Source organism: Microcystis sp. LE19-10.1B, assembly GCF_027530565.1.
Classification (GTDB): Bacteria; Cyanobacteriota; Cyanobacteriia; order Cyanobacteriales; family Microcystaceae; genus Microcystis; species Microcystis aeruginosa.
Genome location: NZ_JAPZQM010000213.1, coordinates 1 through 3,279, shown reverse-complemented (window position 1 = coordinate 3,279; position 3,279 = coordinate 1). Strand labels below are relative to the sequence as shown.

At 42.1% G+C, this 3,279-nt stretch carries 3 protein-coding genes and 1 pseudogene; 3 read left to right on the top strand and 1 reads right to left on the bottom strand.

All coding sequences use genetic code 11. From position 1 onward, the window contains the following. Positions 1 to 539: 539 nt before the first annotated feature. A complete protein-coding gene (gene recF / locus O9332_RS07875) occupies positions 540 to 1,667 on the bottom strand; it encodes a DNA replication/repair protein RecF (protein ID WP_002761547.1) in 1,128 nt (375 codons plus the stop codon). A gap of 165 nt (positions 1,668 to 1,832) precedes the next feature. Here recF and O9332_RS07870 point away from each other — a divergent pair, with 165 nt between their 5' ends. From O9332_RS07870 to O9332_RS07860, 3 genes and pseudogenes are all read left to right on the top strand, one after another. Further along, a complete protein-coding gene (locus O9332_RS07870; protein WP_002761548.1) occupies positions 1,833 to 2,405 on the top strand; it encodes a DUF2808 domain-containing protein in 573 nt (190 codons plus the stop codon). A 317-nt stretch (positions 2,406 to 2,722) separates the two neighbouring features. Further along, entirely contained in the window at positions 2,723 to 2,839 is a 117-nt protein-coding gene (locus O9332_RS28345) for a metallothionein (RefSeq protein WP_288024752.1), read from the top strand. Between the two features lie 35 nt (positions 2,840 to 2,874). Continuing rightward, positions 2,875 to 3,024: pseudogene (locus O9332_RS07860) on the top strand (ArsR/SmtB family transcription factor); the annotation flags it as partial. Between the last annotated feature and the right edge of the window lie 255 nt (positions 3,025 to 3,279).

Sequence of the window (3,279 nt, the reverse complement as noted above, 5' to 3'; positions counted from 1 at the left end):
ATTACTGGTGCAAGTTGGCAATCTTGTAATGTACCGCAAGTCCTTCGTCATCGCTGTGCTTATCTAAATGGTTGCCTTTTTTAACTTTTTTATTGATCTCATTAAGCATTTCTACTTATTGCAAAGGTGAGATGCTCCCTACGGACTTTCTAACAGCAACAATTTAGCCAGCAATCAGGATGACCGCGATTGACAGCAATGGTCTGTAAATAAAGGTTCATAAGCTTGAGATCGTATTATGGTAAGAATCTACTATCCGAGAAATCTTTAATTTTGACACCTGACAATTTTTTGGACAGAACCATGGTTGGTATTTGCAAGCTGGTGGTGAATGGTTAGTAATTTATAAATTAAACCAAACAATTAAACCAGAAGATATGAGAAATTTTCTAGAGCAAACTACCGAGATATCGCAGCTATTTACTGAATGAGTAGCTTTAGTTTAGGGTTAAACTGCTGAGGTGACTAGAGAGTGGAAAGATAGGGAGAAAAACCTGATAACTGATAACTGAATATGGCTGAAGGCTGGTGGCTATAGGCTAATAAAAAATATGTCCCTTTTTGACAGAAAATACTTGGGAAGATTGCAACCAACGGGACTCAAAAGAACTGAGATGAGTGGTGGTAATTAAAGTTTGAAAACGGTCTTCGATCGCATCTAATAATTGATTTTGTCGTTCGATATCTAATTCGGCTAAAACATCATCGAGGAGTAGTAGGGGAGGTTCTCCGATAATCTGCTCTAGTAACTGTAATTCCGCTAATTTCAAGGCTAAAACTAAGGTTCTTTGTTGTCCTTGGGAACCGTAGGATTTAGCGGGGTTTTGGTTAATTAAAAAATCCACTTCATCCCGGTGGGGACCGACTACCGATGTCCCTAGTTGTTTCTCTGCCAAACGACGGGTTTCAATCTTATCTAAAAAAGCCCTTTGTACCCCATTGACATCATCTTCTACCCAAGGCACATTGGGAATATATTGTAATTCTAAAAGTTCGGTTTTTCCGCTAATACTTTCGTGCCATTTTTGGGCTAAAGGAATTAATCTTTGCAGGACTCGCGCCCTTCTTCTCGTTACTCTTGAACCGGTTTCTGCTAGTTGTAAATCCCAGAGTTTTAGCTGGGATAAATCCGCATAAACTTTTCCCTCTAATTCCTGTTTACGAATCTCTTTTAAGAGAGCATTTCTTTGTCGTAAAACCTGATTATATTGCTGTAAAATATGAACGTATAGGGGTTCTAATTGAATTAATAAAGTATCTAACCAATCTCGGCGAGCTTCCGGACCACCGCGCACTAAATCCAGATCGAGACTAGAAAATTGTACCGCATTAATCACGCCCAAAAAATCAAGATGACGGCGCAGGGGTTGACGGTCACGGATCACGGTGCGACGACCGGAAGAACGGAGAATTAAACTTAATTCTGATGCTCCATAAAGACGATTAACCCTAGCAAAAATTCTCGCCTCCGAGTCCGATTCTAGCACCAGATCCCGATCCTTGCTGACTCGATGGCTCTTGAGAGTGGCCAAAAGTTCGATCGCTTCTAGTAAATTGGATTTTCCCTGAGCATTATTGCCCAATAATATTGTTTTTTTGGACTCGAATTTTAGCAACTGTTCGGCATAATTTCTAAAACTGTGAAGATGTAGGTGTTCGAGATACATTGCAAGTTGGGGGTTAGCTGTTGGGGGTTGGGGAAGTGAGAAGTGGGGTGTGGGGTGTGGGGAGAAAACAACTGATAACTGATCACTGATAATGGCAGCGGTTTAGGGTTAAGTGAATTTGGTATAATTGCCCTTGACAATCAATATTTTATAGTAGCTTTTACCTTGAAAATTCCTTTTTTGCCTTTAAAACAGACTGAAAGTCTATCTAAACTCGCTTTGATTGCTATACTCGCTTTTGATGCTTCTGTGTCTCTCGCAGGACAATTTCCCGATGGCAGAGTATTTTTTGAGAGTTCTCCCACTCTAGTTAATTTCTTCGCTACTTTCCAATCCGTGCGTACTTGGGGGGCAAAATACTATCTTACCATCGCTCTACCGCCCTCTCTCGGGGCGCCCTTGGGTAAAGTAACCATACAACAGCAGCCTAATATTCAAACTATTGCTTTTCTTCTCGATCAAACCTTTGCTTTTCTTGGCGATCGCAATCAGCGAGGCGAAAAATTAACCCTAAAATCCACTACTTTTGACCCCAATACTCAGACGATTACGGTCATTTTTGATCCTCCTGTCCCCCCCGGTAATACCGTTTCCATCGGTCTGAAACCAGTACGAAATCCCGATTATGGTGGTGTCTATCAGTTTGGAATTACTGCCTATCCCCCCGGGGAGAATTCTCCCGGATTATATCTAGGTGTCGGACGTTTAGCAATTTACGATGCTGGCGATCGCTGGTAGGCTGTTCCGCGTCTAAACACAGTAAACAGTGAGCAGTAATCAGTGAGCAGTAAATATGAGATGACTGCTCTAACTTTCCCCTCTGAGTTTTAGAAAAATTTAACTTTATTCAATCTATGAACATCTGTTCAGATGTTATACTAAAGTCAGTAAAGAAGTTCCGAGGTAGTAACCATGATCGCTGTCACCATGATGAAATGTGCTTGTGAATCCTGTTTGTGTGTAAGCTAAACGGCGCTTAACCTGCATGATCCAACAGCTATAACCCTTTTGGAGTCTATATCGGTGATCCGAAGTAAAAGCCGTTTAGCTTAGTATTGATCGCCGATGCCATCAAAAAAAACGATCAATACTACTGTTCCCAAGCTTGTGCCAATGGTCACGTTAACGAGAACGAGAAAGGCTGTGGACACCAGGGCTGTGGTTGCGTTTAAATTTAGTTATTGGGGAGAAGGGGACAAGTATCGGCATTGAAAATTCGATCGATACCTCCCTTTCTCAACTTTCCCTTAATAACCGATCGGGAAAAAATATGGCCCTAGAGAAAATAGCACCGGTTTGTGGGGAATCCCATCACCAAGAGGGGAAATTCCCGAACTTGCAGGGATTAGAACTAGAAGGCTAATTGCATTCGCCTCACCCAATATGTTCCCAGACAATATGTTACCAGAGGAGACGAATGGCGATCGCCTAAGTGGTCATCTGAAGCACATTCTGGTAAATACTGAACGGTTATCATCGGAAATTTTGGGTCTGAAACCCCGCCGTTCTAGGTTGGCTTTACGTTAGAATTAAAAGGCCAGTCTCGAAAACCAAGTGGACGGCGCAGCACCTTGAAAACTCGGCTTAGGGGGTTCCGACCAGAAAAGCTTGG

Excerpts from the sequence above, each read along its gene's own strand:
- recF (WP_002761547.1), bottom strand. The coding sequence starts at position 1,667 with ATGTATCTCGAACACCTACATCTTCACAGTTTTAGAAATTATGCCGAA.